General features: G+C 38.3%; 19 protein-coding genes. 7 read left to right on the forward strand and 12 right to left on the reverse strand.

Going from position 1 to position 17,887, the window contains the following annotated elements; all coding sequences use genetic code 11:
• Nucleotides 1-43: 43 nt before the first annotated feature.
• Nucleotides 44-598 (reverse strand): D-glycero-beta-D-manno-heptose 1,7-bisphosphate 7-phosphatase, encoded by a 555-nt coding sequence (gmhB, locus tag AAX18_RS05045; protein ID WP_005629725.1) that lies wholly within the window; start codon nt 596-598, stop codon nt 44-46.
• Nucleotides 599-773: 175 nt separating this feature from the next.
• Between gmhB and metN the strand changes: the two genes are divergently transcribed.
• The 5 genes from metN to AAX18_RS05070 all read left to right on the forward strand — a co-directional run bounded on the left by metN (nt 774) and on the right by AAX18_RS05070 (nt 4,517).
• Nucleotides 774-1,811 carry a methionine ABC transporter ATP-binding protein MetN gene (gene metN / locus AAX18_RS05050; protein WP_046953177.1) on the forward strand — a complete coding sequence of 346 codons (1,038 nt, stop codon included), beginning with the start codon at nt 774-776 and terminating at the stop codon, nt 1,809-1,811.
• On the forward strand, nt 1,801-2,490 hold the full coding sequence (locus AAX18_RS05055; RefSeq protein WP_005629721.1) for a methionine ABC transporter permease: 690 nt from the start codon (nt 1,801-1,803) through the stop codon (nt 2,488-2,490). Before metN ends, AAX18_RS05055 begins: the two co-directional genes overlap by 11 nt.
• 38 nt (nt 2,491-2,528) lie before the next feature.
• Nucleotides 2,529-3,350, forward strand: coding sequence for a MetQ/NlpA family lipoprotein (locus AAX18_RS05060; protein WP_005639292.1), 822 nt, complete (start codon nt 2,529-2,531; stop codon nt 3,348-3,350).
• Nucleotides 3,351-3,426: 76 nt separating this feature from the next.
• A complete protein-coding gene (locus AAX18_RS05065) occupies nt 3,427-3,882 on the forward strand; it encodes a DUF3290 family protein (RefSeq protein ID WP_046953178.1) in 456 nt (151 codons plus the stop codon).
• Nucleotides 3,882-4,517 carry a DUF421 domain-containing protein gene (locus AAX18_RS05070; protein WP_046953179.1) on the forward strand — a complete coding sequence of 212 codons (636 nt, stop codon included), beginning with the start codon at nt 3,882-3,884 and terminating at the stop codon, nt 4,515-4,517. Before AAX18_RS05065 ends, AAX18_RS05070 begins: the two co-directional genes overlap by 1 nt.
• Before the next feature lie 217 nt (nt 4,518-4,734).
• Here the strand turns inward: AAX18_RS05070 and nusG are convergent, their stop codons facing one another.
• From nusG to rpsL, 9 genes are all read right to left on the reverse strand, one after another.
• On the reverse strand, nt 4,735-5,292 hold the full coding sequence (gene nusG / locus AAX18_RS05075) for a transcription termination/antitermination protein NusG (protein WP_005628071.1): 558 nt from the start codon (nt 5,290-5,292) through the stop codon (nt 4,735-4,737).
• A gap of 1 nt (nt 5,293) precedes the next feature.
• The gene (gene secE / locus AAX18_RS05080; RefSeq protein ID WP_005628069.1) at nt 5,294-5,710 is read right to left on the reverse strand and encodes a preprotein translocase subunit SecE; all 417 of its coding nucleotides are present in this window, start codon (nt 5,708-5,710) and stop codon (nt 5,294-5,296) included.
• A 139-nt stretch (nt 5,711-5,849) separates the two neighbouring features.
• The gene (clpX, locus tag AAX18_RS05085; protein ID WP_005628067.1) at nt 5,850-7,091 is read right to left on the reverse strand and encodes an ATP-dependent protease ATP-binding subunit ClpX; all 1,242 of its coding nucleotides are present in this window, start codon (nt 7,089-7,091) and stop codon (nt 5,850-5,852) included.
• Nucleotides 7,092-7,099: 8 nt separating this feature from the next.
• Complete coding sequence (gene clpP, locus AAX18_RS05090) at nt 7,100-7,711, reverse strand: ATP-dependent Clp endopeptidase proteolytic subunit ClpP (protein WP_268988374.1); 612 nt, start codon at nt 7,709-7,711, stop codon at nt 7,100-7,102.
• 96 nt (nt 7,712-7,807) lie between these two features.
• Complete coding sequence (gene tig / locus AAX18_RS05095) at nt 7,808-9,106, reverse strand: trigger factor (protein ID WP_005628063.1); 1,299 nt, start codon at nt 9,104-9,106, stop codon at nt 7,808-7,810.
• A 231-nt stretch (nt 9,107-9,337) separates the two neighbouring features.
• Nucleotides 9,338-10,522: an elongation factor Tu gene (tuf, locus tag AAX18_RS05100; protein ID WP_046942883.1), complete on the reverse strand. Its 1,185-nt coding sequence runs from the start codon at nt 10,520-10,522 to the stop codon at nt 9,338-9,340.
• Between the two features lie 64 nt (nt 10,523-10,586).
• Nucleotides 10,587-12,689, reverse strand: a complete 2,103-nt coding sequence (fusA, locus tag AAX18_RS05105) for an elongation factor G (RefSeq protein ID WP_005626577.1) — start codon at nt 12,687-12,689, stop codon at nt 10,587-10,589.
• An 84-nt stretch (nt 12,690-12,773) separates the two neighbouring features.
• Nucleotides 12,774-13,244, reverse strand: a complete 471-nt coding sequence (gene rpsG, locus AAX18_RS05110) for a 30S ribosomal protein S7 (protein WP_005626581.1) — start codon at nt 13,242-13,244, stop codon at nt 12,774-12,776.
• 156 nt (nt 13,245-13,400) lie between these two features.
• Nucleotides 13,401-13,775: a 30S ribosomal protein S12 gene (gene rpsL, locus AAX18_RS05115; protein ID WP_005543325.1), complete on the reverse strand. Its 375-nt coding sequence runs from the start codon at nt 13,773-13,775 to the stop codon at nt 13,401-13,403.
• A 268-nt stretch (nt 13,776-14,043) separates the two neighbouring features.
• On the opposite strand from rpsL, the gene AAX18_RS05120 reads away from it, so the two are divergent.
• Entirely contained in the window at nt 14,044-15,420 is a 1,377-nt protein-coding gene (locus AAX18_RS05120) for a chloride channel protein (protein ID WP_005626584.1), read from the forward strand.
• Between the two features lie 11 nt (nt 15,421-15,431).
• Complete coding sequence (gene dusA / locus AAX18_RS05125; RefSeq protein ID WP_046953180.1) at nt 15,432-16,415, forward strand: tRNA dihydrouridine(20/20a) synthase DusA; 984 nt, start codon at nt 15,432-15,434, stop codon at nt 16,413-16,415.
• Nucleotides 16,416-16,469: 54 nt separating this feature from the next.
• Here the strand turns inward: dusA and AAX18_RS05130 are convergent, their stop codons facing one another.
• Together AAX18_RS05130 and trpS are read right to left on the reverse strand one after the other, a co-directional pair.
• Nucleotides 16,470-16,760: a YfcZ/YiiS family protein gene (locus AAX18_RS05130; RefSeq protein WP_005636074.1), complete on the reverse strand. Its 291-nt coding sequence runs from the start codon at nt 16,758-16,760 to the stop codon at nt 16,470-16,472.
• Nucleotides 16,761-16,780: 20 nt separating this feature from the next.
• Entirely contained in the window at nt 16,781-17,785 is a 1,005-nt protein-coding gene (gene trpS, locus AAX18_RS05135) for a tryptophan--tRNA ligase (RefSeq protein WP_046953181.1), read from the reverse strand.
• Nucleotides 17,786-17,887 lie beyond the last annotated feature (102 nt).

The following is a 17,887-nucleotide window of genomic DNA, read 5'->3' on the forward strand; positions in this document are numbered from 1 at the left end:
GATTAAAGCGCAAGCGATTAGAGCAAAATATAGATATTTTGAGCTATTTTTTTAATCGTTTTAAAATTCTAGGAAGCTCAACGATAGAATCTAACACATAATCAGCTACTCTCTCACCTTCCTCTGTTACTGGTTTACCTGTACGAACTAATACGTTCATTTTCACCTTCGCGCCGATACCCGCTTTTAGATCTTCAATTTTATCTCCAACCATAACAGATTGCCCTGGATCGATATTTAATTCTTTGATCGCTTGCAATAACATTCCAGATTTAGGTTTCCGGCAATCACAGTCTTCTTTATATTCACCTTTTCCCTCAGAATGATGTGGGCAATAGTAAATACCATCCAAATCCACATCTTGTTCAGCCAATGACCAATCCATCCATTCTGTTAACTGTAAAAACTGCTCCTCAGAAAAATAACCACGCGCAATTCCTGATTGATTGGTAACCAACACCAACATATATCCCATTTTCTTTAATTCTCGCAATGCATCAATCGCACCATCAATAAACTTAAAGTTATCAATTTCGTGTACATAACCGTAATCAATATTTAACGTACCATCGCGATCTAAAAAAATAGCCTTATTCATTCTCTTACCTTTTATAAATGTCAAATTGACGAAAATTATCTATTTAATCCAGGCAATTAGCAAATATAACTCATAACCAATCTATCTAAAAAAGATAATCTGACATATTGACATAGCAATCTAGACGTCTAGAATACCGAAACAGATTTAAAAATAGCAAATAAAAAGGGCTTATATGATTAAGCTAAGCAATATAACGAAGATTTTTGAGATGCCTAGCAAGAAATTGACTGCGCTTGATAATGTCTCATTAAACATCGAAAAAGGTCAAATTTGTGGCGTAATTGGTGCATCTGGCGCAGGAAAAAGTACATTAATTCGCTGTGTGAACTTATTAGAAAAACCAACAGGCGGTTCCGTTATTGTTGATGGCGTAGAATTAACAGGACTTTCTGATCGCGAATTAGTACGTGCTCGTCGTCAAATTGGAATGATTTTTCAGCACTTCAATTTACTGAGTTCTCGCACTGTATTTGAAAACGTGGCATTACCCTTAGAATTAGAAGGTGAGTCAAAAGCAAAAATCCAAGAAAAAATCACCGCACTTTTAGATCTTGTTGGTTTAAGTGAAAAACGTGATGCCTACCCAAGTAATCTTTCGGGTGGGCAAAAACAACGTGTAGCCATTGCACGCGCCTTAGCTAGCGATCCTAAAGTCTTATTATGTGATGAAGCAACTAGCGCATTAGATCCTGCAACGACACAATCTATTCTGAAATTACTAAAAGAAATTAACCGCACTTTAGGTATTACGATTTTGTTGATTACCCATGAAATGGAGGTTGTTAAACAGATTTGTGATCAAGTTGCTGTCATTGATCAAGGTCGCCTAGTTGAACAAGGTACTGTCGGTGAAATTTTTGCAAACCCTAAAACAGAATTAGCACAAGAGTTTATTCGTTCGACCTTCCACATAAGTCTACCTGATGAATATTTGGAAAATCTTACTGATACGCCGAAACACAGCAAAGCGTATCCAATTATCAAATTTGAGTTTACGGGTCGCTCAGTTGATGCGCCGTTACTTTCTCAAGCATCAAAAAAATTTGGCGTGGAGCTCAGTATCTTAACCTCACAAATTGATTATGCTGGAGGCGTGAAATTTGGTTATACCATTGCTGAAGTAGAAGGCGATGAAGATGCCATTACGCAAACCAAAGTTTATTTAATGGAAAACAACGTGCGCGTGGAGGTGCTTGGTTATGTTCAATGATTTTTTGGCAACATTCAGCCAGCAATTAACACCTCAAATGTGGGGTGTTGTCGCAACAGCAACTTATGAAACTATTTATATCAGCTTTGCATCTACTTTACTTGCCGTAGTAGTCGGCGTGCCTGTTGGCGTATGGACTTTCTTAACTGGAAAAAATGAGATTTTACAAAATAACCGCACTCATTTTGTGTTAAACACGATTATTAATATTGGGCGTTCCATTCCATTTATTATTTTGCTCTTAATCTTATTACCTGTAACACGTTTCATCGTGGGAACTGTATTAGGTACAACGGCAGCAATTATTCCATTAAGTATTTGTGCGATGCCATTCGTTGCTCGCTTAACTGCTAATGCATTAATGGAAATCCCAAATGGTTTAACCGAAGCTGCTCAAGCAATGGGGGCTACTAAATGGCAGATTGTTCGTAAATTCTATTTGCCAGAAGCACTACCTACACTCATTAATGGTATCACGCTTACGCTGGTCACTTTAGTTGGTTACTCTGCAATGGCGGGGACGCAAGGCGGCGGTGGCTTAGGTAGCCTAGCTATCAACTACGGCGTATATCGCAATATGCCTTATGTCACTTGGGTGGCAACCATTATTATTGTGCTATTCGTTATGATTAGCCAAAAACTCGGCGATACACTGGCTAAAAAAGTGGATCATCGTTAATTAAACACAACTCTTAACTTAAACAGGAAGGAAATCCTATGAAATTAAAACAACTTTTTGCAATCACTGCAATCGCATCAGCTCTCGTTTTAACAGGCTGTAAAGAAGACAAAAAACCTGAAGCTGCAGCTGCACCACTTAAAATCAAAGTTGGTGTAATGTCTGGTCCAGAGCACCAAGTTGCAGAAATTGCAGCAAAAGTCGCTAAAGAAAAATATGGTTTAGACGTTCAATTCGTTGAATTCAATGACTACGCATTACCAAATGAAGCGGTATCTAAAGGTGATTTAGATGCAAACGCGATGCAACATAAACCTTATTTAGATGAAGATGCAAAAGCGAAAAATTTAAATAACTTAGTCATCGTGGGTAATACTTTCGTCTACCCATTAGCGGGTTATTCTAAAAAAATCAAAAATGTGAATGAATTACAAGAAGGTGCTAAAGTTGTTGTTCCTAACGATCCAACAAACCGTGGTCGTGCATTAATTCTTCTTGAAAAACAAGGTTTAATCAAATTAAAAGATGCAAATAACCTTCTTTCAACTGTATTGGATATTGTTGAAAATCCGAAAAAATTAAACATCACTGAAGTAGATACCTCTGTTGCAGCACGCGCATTAGACGATGTTGATTTAGCTGTAGTAAACAATACTTATGCTGGTCAAGTGGGATTAAATGCACAAGATAACGGTGTATTTGTAGAAGATAAAGATTCTCCATATGTGAACATTATCGTTTCTCGTACCGATAACAAAGACAGCAAAGCTGTTCAAGATTTCGTAAAATCTTACCAAACAGAAGAAGTTTACCAAGAAGCTAAAAAACACTTTAAAGATGGTGTTGTAAAAGGTTGGTAATTTCTACCGCACTTTAACTCATTACTAAATCCCTTGCTCTGCAAGGGATTTTCTTATCTAAGCTTGGGATATTTTTATGTCTTTTTTTACTTATTTCTATTTAGAAAACCGTATGTATTTTCAAGATTATTTTAAATACATCGCAATTTTTACTTCACTTGGTGCGCTTCTGTTAGTAACAAGTTTATATCTTCGCCATCGTTTAGAAACCAAATACCGAGATCTCAGTATTATTTTTCTGCTCTTAATTATTCTCTTACTTGGTATTCAGTATAATCAATATGAACAAAATCAAGTATATGCGAATGATACTTCGCGCATTATTACATTTTTGAACTCGGTAAAAACATCACAAAATTTACAATTTGAGGATCTGCGAGTAAATAACCCCAAAATTTCAAATGGTATGATCCTAAATATTAAGGATAAATACTATCAGGTAAATTTTAATAATAATTTTACTGCTTATACACTCTCTGAAATCAATTTAGTCAACCCGAATATCAATATTATTGATAAGGAAAATAAATAATGGAAAGTTATTCATTTCTTGCTATAAAACTTACAATGGGCATTATTGGTCTTGTTTTACAGATTAATTTAATGGGGAAGGGAAACCTTGCTCCAACATCAGCGATGGATCAAGTACAAAATTATGTACTGGGCGGTATTATCGGCGCTGTTATTTATAATGACAATATCGGAATATTACAATTTTCCCTTGTTCTCATTTTATGGACATTACTAATTTTTACGCTACGTTTTATCAAAAATCATAACCGATTTGTGAAAAATATTATCGATGGAAGCCCAGTTTGGGTAATTTTAGATGGCAAAGTACAAACTAGTGAATGTATGAAAAATGGTATCTCAGCCCACGATTTAATGTTTAAACTCCGTACAGCAGGAATATATGAAATCTCTACTGTAAAACGGGCTGTACTTGAACAAAATGGACAACTATCAATCATTCAATACGGAGACGAAGATTTACGCTATCCATTAATTATTGATGGCCAAATTGATTACGATATTCTTGATATCATTAATCGAGATGAAAATTGGGTTCATTCAGAATTAGATGCCAATAAACTAACCGTAAACCAGGTATATATTGGTGAATATTTGAATGGTCGATTAATTACGCATCTTTATGACCACAACTAACAATAATAAAGTCATCGTCAGGACATAACGTCAATCTACCTTATTGATAAACATCTTCTTGAAAAGAAAAATATTCAAAGAAAGTGAGAAATAAATTTAAAAATTTGAGCCCTGTAAAAATACAGGGCTCAATATTTATAAGTTAATTTATGAACTATCCAAATTTATGAAAACAGGTCAAAGTGCGGTAATTTTTTTAATTATTCTTAATCAAGAATTAATGTATTTTTTCTACTTGACCAAATTCTAGTTCAACAGGTGTAGCACGACCAAAGATTGATACAGAAACTTTTAAGCGACCTTTTTCATAATCCACTTCTTCTACTGTACCATTAAAGTCTGCAAATGGACCTTCAGCCACACGAACTTCTTCACCAGGATGATACTCATTGCGGTGACGCGGTTTATCTGTGGTTTGTTCTAGACGGTTTAAAATAGTATCGGCTTCTCGTTTAGAAATTGGCGCTGGTTTATCAGGTGTACCACCAATGAATCCCATAACACGCGGAACACTTTTCACCAAGTGCCATGTTTCATCATTCATTTCCATTTCTACGAGCACATAGCCAGGGAAAAACTTACGTTCGCTTTTACGACGTTTACCTGCAACATTCTCAACAACTTCTTCAGTTGGAACTAACACTTCACCAAATTGGTCTTCCATTTGTTGCTGTTTAATGTATTCACGCAAAGTTAAAGCCACTCGGCTTTCAAAACCAGAAAACGCCTGTAATACATACCAACGTTTTTTTGATACAGTTGTTTCTTCAGTCATTTTAGAATCTCAAATCAGTTAAGAAATTAATTACTGTCACAATAATCGAATCTGTCGCCCAGAAAAATAAGGATGCAATGATTGTTACCCCAATTACGATTAATGTAGTTTGACGCGCTTCTTGGCGAGTTGGCCATACCACTTTTTGCGCTTCTATTTTTGAATCTTTAAAGAATGTACGAGCTTTTGTACCTTGATTAGTAATTGCTGCAAATGCAAAAGCAATCACTAATGCAATGACTACACCCACTACACGAATAGGTAATGAATATACTTTTTGGAAATAAACATTACCAATTGCAGCTGCAGCAAAAAAGACTGCGACTAAAATCCAAAGAAGGGTATTTAATCCTTTAGATTTACCTTCTACCACCGTCTCTGGTACATTTTTCTTTTTATCAACAATTTCAGTTGCCATAAATTGAATCCGTTATTTACTTAGGAAAATAAGAATAAAGTTATAAGAACGTGCGATTGTAGCATTTTCTTTTCGCCTTGCCTATTGAAAATCATCAAGCAAAATAGAAAACATAAGGAAAAACAACCGCACTTTTCTATTAAGAATGATATTCTAATTTTGGAGCAGTATTATCTACAATGGTACTTTCATCCACGACTACTTTACGTAAATTTTCGATAGATGGTAAATCATACATCGTATCAAGTAATACAGCCTCGACAATAGAACGTAAACCACGTGCGCCTGTTTTTCTTTCAAGCGCTTTCTTAGCCATTGCTTTTAAAGCTTCTGGAGTGAATTCTAACTCCACATTTTCAAGTCCAAATAAAGCTTGATATTGTTTAGTTAAGGCATTTTTAGGCTGTGTAAGAATTTGCACAAGAGCCTCTTCATCTAATTCACTTAGTGGAGAAATCATGGGTAAACGCCCAATAAATTCCGGAATTAAACCAAACTTCATTAAATCATCTGGTTCTACTTGGCGGAATAATTCAGAAAGAGACTTTTCTTCTTCATCCTTTTCTACTTTCGCACTAAAACCGATACTCGTACTTGTTTGTGTACGTTTACTGATAATTTTATCTAATCCCGCAAATGCGCCACCGCAGATAAAGAGAATTTTTGACGTATCCAATTTCACCATTTCTTGCTGCGGATGTTTACGCCCGCCTTGAGGAGGAATAGACGCTACAGTACCTTCAATGAGTTTCAACAATGCTTGTTGTACACCTTCGCCAGATACATCTCGAGTAATTGATGCGCCTTCTGATTTACGGCTAATTTTATCGATTTCATCAATATAGATAATGCCTTGCTCTGCTTTTTCAGTATTATACTCACAGTTTTGTAAAAGCTTTTGTAGGACATTTTCTACATCTTCACCCACGTAGCCAGCCTCAGTCAATGTTGTTGCGTCAGCCATCGCAAAGGGCACATTTAAGCGACGAGCTAATGTTTGAGCAAGCAATGTTTTACCGCTACCCGTTGGACCAATAAGCAAAATATTACTTTTACCGAGCTCAACATCGTTATTTTCATGATTAGTTCGTAAGCGTTTATAATGATTGTAAACTGCGACAGAAAGCACTTTTTTCGCATAATCTTGGCCAATAACATAATCATCTAGATGAGCGCGAATTTCGTGAGGAGTTGGTAATTTCTCTTCATTTTCTGCCGCACTTTCGTCTACACTTTCATCATTACTTTCTTCAAGCATTGAATGACAAAGTTCAATACACTCATTACAAATATAGCCGTCTGTACCAGCAATTAATTTATCTACTTCGCTTTTTTCTTTTCCGCAAAAAGAGCAATGTAAATCTTTATCTTTGTCTGACATGTGTTTCCTTAACGTTTAATTAAAACTTCATCAACTAAACCATATGCTTTTGCTTCTTCAGCTGACATAAAGTTATCGCGATCTGTATCTTTCTCAATACGTTCGATACTTTGCCCAGTATGAAATGCTAGACGATCGTTTAAGGTGTGTTTAATTTTCAAAATTTCTTGTGCGTGAATTTGAATATCGGATGCTTGACCACGGAAACCACCTAAAGGTTGGTGAATCATCACACGCGCATTTGGTAACGCTGCTCGTTTGCCAGCAGTTCCGCCAGCAAGCAAGAATGCGCCCATTGAGCATGCCTGACCGATACAAAGTGTACGAATATCAGGCTTAATAAATTGCATTGTGTCGTAAATAGCCATACCTGCGGTCACAGAACCACCGGGAGAGTTGATATAGATATTGATATCTTTAGTTGCATCTTCAGACTCTAAAAAAAGCAGCTGAGCCACAATGAGATTTGCCATACGATCTTCCACTTCACCACTTAGGAAGATCACACGCTCTTTTAATAAACGGGAATAAATGTCGTATGAACGCTCGCCACGCGAAGTCTGTTCAACAACCATAGGAATTACACTCATTTTCTTACCTTTTTCACTAAAATTGCTAATTATTTTACTCTAAATAACCTACAAATAAAAATGCGGTCGCTTTTGTTAAAAAGAGCGACCGCACTTTTATTCAATCATAACGATATTAATTAATCATTATGCTTGTGGATTCATAATTTCATCAAACGAAGAAACTTTTTCAGTAACTTGTGCTTTAGCAAGTACTGCATCCACTGCTTGTTCTTCTAATACTACGTTACGAATATTGTTCATTAATTCTTCGTTTTTACTATAGTATTCAACAACCTCAGCTGGTTGCTCGTAAGCTGATGCAATATCTGCAATCATTGCTTTAGCACGTTCTTCATCAGCTTTTAATTCATTAGATTTAATCACTTCAGAGAATAATAAACCTACTTGAACACGACGAGTTGCCTCCGCTTCAAATAATTCACGTGGTAACTGTGCAGCTTGTTGTGCATTACCGCCAAAACGTTGAGCCGCTTGATTGCGTAATACATTAATTTCTTCTTCTACTGCAGAAGCTGGAACTTCAATTGAATTTTGTTCAATTAACCCATTGATTACTTGTTGTTTAACACGTGAAACTAATGCATTTTTCAATTCACGTTCCATATTCTTACGAATTTCTACACGTAAATCTGCAACAGATTTAGTATTCGGACCGAACTTAGCAACGAACTCATCTGTTAACTCAGGTAACACCATGTTTTCTACTTTTTTCAAGGTGATTGCAAATTTTGCAGCCTTACCTTTTAAGTTTTCTGCATGGTATTCAGCAGGGAAAGTTACATTAATATTAAATTGCTCACCTGCTTTATGGCCTACGATACCATCTTCAAAACCAGGAATCATACGACCTTGTCCCATAAATAATACAAAGTCAGATGCTTTACCGCCTTCAAACTCTTCGCCATCGACAGAACCAACAAAATCAATAGTTACGCGATCATCTGCTTTTGCTGCAGAGTCGGTTTCTGCCCAAGTTGCTTGTTGTTTACGTAACACATCAACCATTTTATCAATATCAGCTTCTGTGATTTCAACAGTTGGTTTTTCAACCTTAATATTCTCTAAACCTTGTAATTTAACTTCTGGATAAACTTCAAAAGTTGCGGTGAAAACTAGATCTTTACCTTCTTCAAAAGCCTCAATACCAAAAGTTGGACGACCTGCAATATTAATCTTTTCTGCAATCACAGCATCAAAAAAATGACGTGGTAATAAATCGTTTAATACATCTTGACGGATTGATGCACCGAAACGTTGTTCGATAATATGGGCAGGAACATGTCCTTTACGGAAACCATCTACACGCACATTTTTTGATGCACGTTTAAATTCTTCACGAACTGCTTTAGATACAGTTTCAGCAGGAACGGTGATCGCTACACGGCGTTCTAAACCTTGAGTTGTTTCAATATTTAATGACATTTGTTACCTCAATTAATTTGCACTCGGTAAAAATCCACACCGAACACGTTTGTTAAATAAAATAAGACGCTCAATTATAACGAAAGAAATGTAACCAGTCGATAAAATACTGATTAAAAAATCACATTTTGATAACTTTCAAATATCACCTATAAACAAAAAGTGCGGAGAATTTTCCCCGCACTTTCTTTTGTCTTCTTTCTGTATTTAAGACATTCAAGAATACATCAATTATTTGATGATTTTCGCAACAACGCCAGCGCCTACTGTACGGCCACCTTCACGGATTGCGAAACGTAAACCTTGGTCCATCGCGATTGGGTGGATTAAGCTTACTGTCATTTTGATGTTATCACCAGGCATTACCATTTCCACGCCTTCTGGTAATTCAATAGTACCAGTTACGTCAGTTGTACGGAAATAGAATTGTGGACGGTAACCTTTGAAGAATGGAGTGTGACGACCACCTTCATCTTTTGATAATACGTACACTTCTGATTCGAAGTCAGTGTGTGGTGTGATTGAACCTGGTTTCGCTAATACTTGACCACGTTCGATTTCTTCACGTTTGGTACCACGTAATAATGCACCGATGTTTTCACCTGCACGACCTTCGTCAAGTAATTTACGGAACATTTCAACACCCGTTACAGTAGTTTTCGCTGTATCTTTGATACCTACGATTTCTACTTCATCACCAGTACGGATGATACCACGTTCTACACGACCAGTTACTACTGTACCACGACCTGAGATTGAGAACACATCTTCGATTGGAAGAAGGAACGGTTGGTCAATCGCACGCTCTGGCTCAGGAATATAAGTGTCTAAGTGGTTTGCTAACTCAAGGATTTTTTCTTCCCATTCTGCTACGCCGTTTAATGCTTGTAATGCAGAACCACGTACGATTGGAGTATCGTCACCTGGGAAGTCATATTGAGAAAGAAGTTCACGAACTTCCATTTCTACTAATTCTAATAACTCTTCGTCATCTACCATGTCGCATTTATTTAAGAATACGATGATGTAAGGTACACCTACTTGGCGACCTAATAAGATGTGCTCACGAGTTTGTGGCATAGGGCCATCAGTTGCTGCTACTACTAAGATAGCACCATCCATTTGTGCCGCACCAGTAATCATGTTTTTAACATAGTCGGCGTGTCCTGGACAGTCAACGTGTGCATAGTGACGAGTTGCTGTATCGTATTCAACGTGTGAAGTGTTGATGGTGATACCACGCGCTTTTTCTTCTGGCGCGTTATCGATTTGGTCAAATGCGCGAGCTGCACCACCGTAGTGTTTAGATAATACGGTTGTGATTGCTGCTGTTAAAGTTGTTTTACCGTGGTCAACGTGGCCGATTGTACCCACGTTTACGTGCGGTTTTGTACGTTCAAATTTTTCTTTAGACATTGCTAATGTTTCCTAAGAAGTGCGGTATAAAACAATCATGTTTTACACCGCTGGTTTACAAAAATTATTTTTTACGCGCTTCAATTACTGCAGCTGCAACACTTGTTGGAGCTTCAGCATATTTTAACGGTTCCATTGAGTATGATGCACGACCTTGAGTTTGTGAACGTAAGTCTGTTGCATAACCGAACATCTCAGAAAGTGGAACTTCTGCATCGATTTTAACAACGAATTCATTCGCTTCTTGACCATTAACCATAGCACGACGACGGCTTAAGTCACCGATTACATCACCAACATACTCAGGTGGAGTTTCTACTTCAACTTTCATGATTGGCTCAAGTAGAACTGGGTTTGCTTTAGCGAATGCTGCTTTAAATGCTAAAGAAGCGGCTAACTTAAACGCTAATTCAGATGAGTCCACATCATGGTATGAACCGAAGTGTAAACGTACACCAAGATCTACTACTGGGTAACCAGCTAATGGACCAGATTTAAGTTGTTCTTGAATACCTTTATCAACAGCTGGAATATATTCACCAGGAATTACACCACCTTTGATTTCGTTTACAAATTCGTAACCAGGACCTTCTGGCTCTAACGGATATAAGTCGATAACAACGTGACCATATTGACCGCGACCACCAGATTGTTTTGCGTGTTTACCTTCCACATCGTTAACACGAGTGCGGATAGTTTCACGGTAAGATACTTGTGGTTTACCAATGTTAGCTTCCACTTTGAACTCACGTTTCATACGGTCAACGATGATATCTAAGTGTAACTCACCCATACCAGAAATAATGGTTTCACCAGACTCTTCATCAGTGTGAACACGGAATGAAGGGTCTTCTTGTGCTAAACGACCTAATGCTAAGCCCATTTTTTCTTGGTCAGCTTTAGTTTTTGGTTCTACCGCAACAGAGATTACTGGCTCTGGGAATTCCATACGCTCAAGGATAATTGGTGCTTCAATTGCACATAATGTATCACCCGTAGTTACATCTTTTAAGCCGATTGCTGCAGCGATATCGCCCGCACGAACTTCTTTGATTTCTTCACGTTTATTAGCGTGCATCTGTACGATACGACCAAAACGTTCACGTTTTTGACGTACAGAGTTTAATACTGTATCACCAGAGTTAATTACACCAGAGTACACACGGAAGAAGGTTAAGTTACCTACGAATGGGTCAGTTGCAATTTTAAATGCTAATGAAGAGAATGGTTCTTCATCACTTGCATGACGTTCGCCTTCAGTTTCATCTGGATTGATACCTTTAATAGCTGGAATATCTGTTGGCGCTGGTAAATATTCAACAACGGCATCTAGCATAGCTTGAACACCTTTGTTTTTGAACGCAGAACCACAGGTTACTAAGATAATTTCACTTGCTAATACACGTTGACGTAATGCAGACTTAATTTCTTCTTCAGTTAAATCTTCACCGCCTAAGTATTTCTCCATTAACTCCTCAGATGCTTCAGCTGCTGCTTCTACAAGGTTTTGACGCCATTCTTCACAGTCCGCTTGCATATTTGCAGGCACATCTTCATAAGTGAAAGTCATACCTTGGTCTGCTTCATTCCAGTTAATCGCTTTCATTTTGATTAGGTCAACGACACCTGTGAAGTTTTCTTCTGCACCAATTGGAAGTTGAAGTGGAACCGCATTAGCACCTAAGCGAGTTTTTAATTGTTCAACTACGCGCAAGAAGTTTGCACCAGTACGGTCCATTTTGTTTACGAACGCAATACGCGGAACTTCATATTTATTAGCTTGACGCCATACAGTTTCAGACTGAGGTTGAACACCACCAACCGCACAGTAAACCATTACCGCACCATCAAGAACACGCATAGAACGTTCTACTTCAACAGTAAAGTCTACGTGTCCCGGGGTATCGATAACATTGATACGGTGTTGTGGGAACTGTTGTGACATACCAGACCAGAATGCGGTAGTTGCCGCAGAGGTAATGGTAATACCACGTTCTTGTTCCTGTTCCATCCAGTCCATTGTCGCTGCACCATCGTGTACTTCACCAATTTTGTGACTTACACCAGTGTAGAATAAGATACGTTCAGTGGTAGTAGTTTTACCAGCATCAATGTGCGCACTAATACCGATATTACGATATCTTTCAATAGGGGTTGTACGAGCCATTATTATAACCTTGTTAAGTTTAATATCTGTTTATATAAGGGTAAGGCTTCATCAACGATGAAGCCCTTTAAATTCAAAAACTTATTACCAACGGTAGTGAGCAAATGCTTTGTTAGCTTCAGCCATGCGGTGAACGTCTTCACGTTTTTTCACTGCTGCACCTTTATTATCTGAAGCATCAGATAATTCGTTTGCAAGGCGTAAAGCCATTGATTTATCACCACGTTTACGTGCTGCTTCAACGATCCAACGCATACCTAATGCGTTACGACGAACAGGGCGCACTTCAACTGGTACTTGGTAAGTAGAACCACCAACACGACGAGATTTAACCTCAACTGTTGGACGTACGTTTTCAAGTGCAACTTCAAACGCTTCTAAAGGCTCTTTACCTGTGCGTTGTGCTAAAGTTTCTAAAGCACCATAAACGATTGATTCAGCAACGGATTTTTTACCGTCTACCATGATTACATTAATAAATTTTGCAAGTAATTCTGAACCGAACTTCGGATCTGGAAGAATCTTGCGTGCTTCAACACTACGACGACGTGGCATTGCGAATTTCTCCGTATTTTAATCTTCAGGATATCCAAAACCCATCAGCAATATTTCTCTTTGAGAAAATTTGCAGCGCAAAGCGCTTTTGACTGGAGTTTATGGTTTAAATTGTTTTGCTAATTTAGACGTTTGGCCTTACTTAACGGAGAACCATTAAGCTTTAGGACGTTTAACGCCGTATTTAGAACGACCTTGTTTACGATCTTTAACGCCTGCGCAGTCTAATGCACCGCGTACTGTGTGGTAACGCACACCTGGTAAGTCTTTAACACGACCACCACGGATTAATACAACACTGTGCTCTTGAAGGTTGTGACCTTCACCACCGATATAAGAAGTTACTTCAAAACCGTTAGTTAAGCGGATACGACATACTTTACGTAACGCTGAGTTTGGTTTTTTAGGAGTTGTAGTATATACACGAGTACATACACCACGTTTCTGCGGGCAAGCCTCTAATGCAGGAACGTTGCTTTTTACAACCTTTTTCACACGCGGTTTGCGTACTAGCTGGTTGATAGTTGCCATTAAAAAAGCTCCAGTTTAAATGTTATTCAATAATAGAATGTTGTTCAAAAAATCTACTTCAATACAGAAATAGACGGTGAATTTTAATCGTTCTGAGGTTTATTGTCAATAATTAAACAGCGCCAAAGATCCGTGAAAGGATCTTTAGTTACGCATAAAAAACGCTTCCAAAATTCACCGCACTTTTTATTCAAAATGCCAAACCAATTGCCCCAGCTAAATGACAGTTTTATAATTTCTACTTAATTAGTATTAAATTACAATCATTATGTTACGCTCGCTCAAATTTCACTTACGCTATTTCTTCCATAAAAAGCTACGCCAAACACACAGAATTTCCCACAAAAGTTTAGAATTTATCTGCCTAATTATAGGGGCAACATTTGTCTCATTTTTTTCATTTGGCTTTGCTAAATTATCCGATCTTGGTCTAGAACTAAACGCTCACTGGTCATCTAAATATCCTATTGCAGTTTGGTTTGTGTTACCCCTAGGCATGGCTTGCCTGACTTGGTTTACGAAAAAATATACTCCCTATGTAGGAGGAAGCGGTATTCCGCAAGTCATTGCATCAATTAATCTTCCTCATAGTAGCTATAAAACCAAATTAGTTGAATTCAGCCAAACTATTTGGAAAATTCCTCTTACCTTTTTGGCTATGCTTATCGGTGCATCGGTTGGGCGTGAAGGTCCATCAGTACAAGTTGGTGCGGCTGTCATGCTGGCGTGGGGGAATTATTGTAGAAAACATAATTTAGCGTTTAGAGGATTAAGCACCAATGAATTACTTGCCACAGGTGCAGCAGGTGGGCTTGCAGCAGCCTTTAATGCACCTTTGGCTGGCGTGATATTTGCGATTGAAGAACTTGGACGTGGCGTAATGTTACGTTGGGAGCGGCGCGTATTGATGGGGGTATTAGCTGCTGGTTTTATTCTTGTCGCAATTCAAGGAAACAGCCCTTATTTTCCAAGTTATCAAGGGGCAATATCTGTTTCTTATCTCTATCTTTGGCTTGCAATTTGTGGGGTGGTTTGTGGCATTCTAGGTGGCATATTCGGACGATTATTAGCAAAAGGTCTCGCTGGATTATCACCTGAAAAATGGCGTAGCTGGGTTCGCCAACATCCTATTTATATTGCTTTATTATTGGGTTTAGTACTTGCCGCTCTCGGCAGTTACACTCACGGACAAACTTATGGTACTGGCTATGAGGTTGTTGCGCACGCTTTAGAAGGGCAAGCCATAGATCCTGAAATTGGCATCCTTAAACTTTTGGCAACGGTGACCACTTATTGGAATGGTATTGCCGGTGGTATTTTTACCCCTTCACTGACAACAGGCGCAGGCATTGGTGCAATGCTGTGGGATCTCAGTGGCGGTATGGTTGATCAACGTTTTTTGGTGATTTTATGTATGGCGGCGTTTCTAGCTGGTGGCACACAATCGCCAGTTACTGCCAGTGTTGTTGTAATGGAAATGACAGGCGCACAACCCGTTCTCATTTGGCTCTTGATTTCCAGCATTATTGCATCCATAATCTCGCGCCAATTTAGCCCAAAACCATTTTACCACTTTGCTGCAGGCCGTTTTCGCCAGCAAATGCAAGCTCGCCAAACCGAAGAATTACGCAGCAAAGCTGAATAAGAGAAATAAAAATGCCTCAAAATTCACCGCACTTTTACCGCGGCCGTTTTTCGGTTGCGCCAATGTTAGATTGGACAACACGCCATTGTCGTTATTTTCATCGCCAATTTTCAAAGCACGCATTACTTTACACTGAAATGGTCACAGCACCTGCGATTATCCACGCAAAATATGACCACTTGGATTTTGATTTACAAGAAAATCCCGTTGCGTTACAGCTGGGAGGAAGCGATCCTGAACAACTCACATATTGTGCAAAACTTGCTGAGGAACGAGGTTATCACGAAATTAATCTTAATGTAGGATGCCCTTCTGATCGCGTACAAAATGGAATGTTTGGCGCTTGCTTAATGGCGAAAGCAGATTTGGTAGCAGACTGTGTAGAACAAATGCAAAGTGCGGTCAAAATTCCAGTCACTGTGAAAACGCGTATTGGCATTGATGAATTAGACAGCTATGAATTTTTATGTGATTTTATTGAAAAGGTTCAAGGAAAAGGTTGCCAAGAGTTTATTATCCACGCACGAAAAGCATGGCTTTCAGGGTTAAGCCCTAAAGAAAATCGAGAAATTCCGACATTAGATTATGCTCGGGTGTATCAACTAAAACGTGATTTTCCACAACTAACTATTGCAATTAACGGTGGTATTAAAACCATTGAAGAAATAAAGCAACATTTGCAATATGTGGACGGCGTGATGGTTGGGCGAGAGGCCTATCAAAATCCAAGTTTACTTGGGCAAATTGACCAAGCTTTATTTGATCCTAACGCACCAATTGTTACCGCTCATGAAGCAGTACAGTCAATGCTTCCTTATATTGAACAACGACTTAGCCAAGGCATACACCTTAATCATATCGTCCGCCATATGTTAGGCGCATTCCAAAATTGCAAAGGTGCTCGTCAATGGCGACGCTATTTAAGCGAAAATGCGTTTAAACAAGGTGCAGGAGTTGAAGTAGTTGAAACCGCCTTAAGCTTTGTAGAACACTAATCCTAAAAAACAAAATAAGCCGCAAAAGTGCGGCTTATTTTTCAGCTGTTTTTCTTACGCGATACGCATTTGAAAAATCACTAATTCAGCTTGGCAGCAGAAAGTAAAATCTGCCTTTAATAAATAACCATCATCCACTTTTGTAATTTCAGATTGAATTTCACAAGGTTCACTTTCTACATCACGCGCTTTCTGAGTAAAAAATGCGAGCGCTTCTTGCGCTTGTTCCTCACTGTCATAAATATATTCAATAACCTGACTACAATCACGATTATCGAAAAGTGATTTCATATCAAATGTGTTACAACCTACACATTCAATCGGTTTTTCAGTTTGAATTGCCATTATATTATCCTTTTATTCCGTTATTTTGCAGCAACAAAACCTACTGCGTCATACACTTTCGCCAAGGTTTCTTGTGCTTTTGCACGCGCTTTTTCCGCACCTTGTCGTAAGATATTATCTAATAAAGCTTCATCATTACGATATTGATGGAAACGTTCTTGTAAACCAGCAAGTAAAGTTGATACTTCATCTGCTACAGCTGTTTTTAAATGTCCGTACATTTTACCTTCAAATTCTTTTTCAAGATCAGCAATTGGCTTATCTGTAACCGCAGAAAGAATATCTAAAAGATTGGATACCCCCGCTTTATTTTGCACATCATAACGAACAACAGGCGGCTCATCTGAATCTGTTACGGCACGTTTAATTTTCTTCGCCACAGATTTTGGATCTTCTAAAAGTGTCACCACGTTGTTGCGGTTATCATCTGATTTTGACATTTTCTTTTCAGGATCTTGCAATGACATAATACGCGCACCTGCTTTTCCAATGAAAATTTCAGGAATGGTGAAAATATTGCCATAAAGCGCATTAAAGCGGTTTGCAATATCACGCGTAATTTCTAAGTGTTGTTTTTGGTCATCACCAACAGGCACGCTTTTTGCTTGATAAAGTAAAATATCCGCCGCCATTAACACAGGATAATCAAACAAACCCACGTTAATATTTTCTGCATAACGCGCTGATTTATCTTTGAATTGGGTCATTCGGCTCATTTCACCGAAATAGGTGTAGCAGTTTAACACCCAGCTTAATTGCGTGTGTTCTGGAACGTGAGATTGAATAAAAATAGTACTTTTATTTGGATCAATTCCACACGCCAAATAAAGTGCAAGCACATCAAGCGTTGCTTTGCGAAGGGCTGCAGGATCTTGACGCACAGTGATCGCATGCAAATCAACTACGCAGAAAATACATTCATAATCCTCTTGCATTTTCACCCAGTTGCGCAACGCGCCCAAATAATTTCCGATAGTTAATTCACCAGAAGGCTGCACGCCACTAAAAACAATTGGTTTTGCCATAATCAATCCTTAATACCTTAAAACTGTTCGCACATCATACCAGAAACTCTAGGCTTTTTTAATGTTCGAGTTCAAAAGCTAGGTTAAAAATGCTATATTTAA

The organism is Haemophilus haemolyticus (assembly GCF_001008205.1).
In the GTDB taxonomy this organism is placed as follows: Bacteria; Pseudomonadota; Gammaproteobacteria; order Enterobacterales; family Pasteurellaceae; genus Haemophilus; species Haemophilus haemolyticus_Q.